Genomic DNA, 1604 nt, shown 5'->3' on the forward strand with positions numbered 1-1604 from the left:
TGATCCATCAGTGATCCTGGAGAAACACTTGCTCGGCAATAGTGAGGTACACGCGTCAATATTGAAAAACAGCGTTAGCAACACTACCGCCGAGAAGTATACTTTATACCTTGGGGAGAGGCATGGCGTAAGAATAGTGAACACTGGGAGATCTAATCTCAGGTTATTGTTTAGCGATGGATTAGTCTTCATAGGGTTGAAGACTGTTGAACAGGACTCTAAAGGCATGTACTATAGGAGTGGAAGGCATAGGCCGTATAAGAGAAGCATAGCGTTAACACCTGATGTGTCAAGGCTGCTGGTGAACCTTACGAGGATCAGGGAGGGGATGGTGTTACTCGACCCCTTCGCCGGCACGGGCAGCATATTACTGGAGGCTTGGTCCATGAATATCAGGGGAATCGGTGTTGAAGTAGACTGGAAGCTTGTTCATGGAATGGAGGAGAACCTTAGATTCTACAATACAAATGCCATACCTATTCTAGGCGACTCCACACTCTTGGATTTAATCAGCGTCGATGCCATAGCAACCGATCCCCCCTATGGAAGAGGAGCTAGCATGCATGGCCACAGCTATCTGGAGTTATACAGCATGTTCATTGATAAAGCATGGAGTATACTAAGGAATAATAGCTACATGAGTTTTATGACTCCAATAGAGCTTGAAGAAGTAGTGGGTGAGCTGCTATGCCGCAACGGTTTCACCGAGGTATCAAGGTATTATCAATACGTTCATGGAGGGCTTACAAGAGTAATCTACGTGGTGAGAAAGAATGAGCACTAAAGTATTCTTCCTAGGTACCGGGGCAGCGATACCGGTTACCAGGGGGCTCCCTTGTATCGCCCTAAGAGTGGATTCAAACATATACCTACTAGACGTAGGCGAGGGATGCCAGTCAAGGATGTTTAAAGCTGGTTTAAGCCCCATCAAGGTGAAGGCTGTCTTCGTAACCCACCCCCATGGAGACCACTATCTCGGGCTCTTCGGGCTTCTCCAGACAATGGGTTTAATGGATAGGAAAGAGGCTCTTAAACTAGTTGTCCCAAAAGAGGTGGAAGAGCATATCAAGGTCGTAGTCGAGAAGAAGTTGATGAGAACGGTCTTCCCCCTTGAGCTAACGATGATAACCAGTGGCGAGGTCTATCGTGATGAGAAGATCAGCGTGGAAGCATACCCGGTTCAACACGGTGTGGAAGCCTATGGGTTCCGTGTTGGAATAGGTAAGAAATCACTGTGCTATACCGGGGACACTATGCCCTGTAATACTATTGTTGAGAACTGCAAAGGAGTAGATGTATTGATCCATGAGTCAACGTTTACGAGTGAGATGAGTAGTGAGGCACATGAGGAGTATCATTCAACATCTAAGGATGCAGCCCTGACAGCCATCGAAGCCGGGGTTGCATCCCTTGTGTTGACACATATAAGTGCGAGGCATAGTGATGAGGAAGTATTGAGGGATGCATTGAGATTCTTCTCAAACACTATTGTTGCCCGCGACTTCTCAATCCTCTACCTGTGATCTCCTCTCCGCTCTAAGGTGTGGGCTGGAGTCTTTTTGGTGTTTAGAGGAGGGGTTTATACTGGGTTGATAGGTGACAAT

2 protein-coding genes are annotated in these 1604 nt (G+C 47.0%); both read left to right on the forward strand.

Translation table 11 applies throughout. From position 1 onward, the window contains the following. Positions 1-784, forward strand: a 784-nt coding sequence (locus ACP5N5_RS06915; protein WP_428134478.1) for a TRM11 family SAM-dependent methyltransferase, incomplete at its 5' end; no start/stop codon positions are given. Continuing rightward, a complete protein-coding gene (locus ACP5N5_RS06920) occupies positions 774-1523 on the forward strand; it encodes a ribonuclease Z (protein WP_428134481.1) in 750 nt (249 codons plus the stop codon). The genes ACP5N5_RS06915 and ACP5N5_RS06920, both read left to right, overlap by 11 nt. Positions 1524-1604 lie beyond the last annotated feature (81 nt).

It is taken from the genome of Desulfurococcus sp. (genome assembly GCF_049970475.1).
Lineage (GTDB): Archaea > Thermoproteota > Thermoprotei_A > Sulfolobales > Desulfurococcaceae > Desulfurococcus > Desulfurococcus amylolyticus.

Coding starts and splice junctions, on each gene's coding strand:
- ACP5N5_RS06920 (WP_428134481.1), top strand. CDS start 774: ATGAGCACTAAAGTATTCTTCCTAGGTACCGGGGCAGCGATACCGGTT.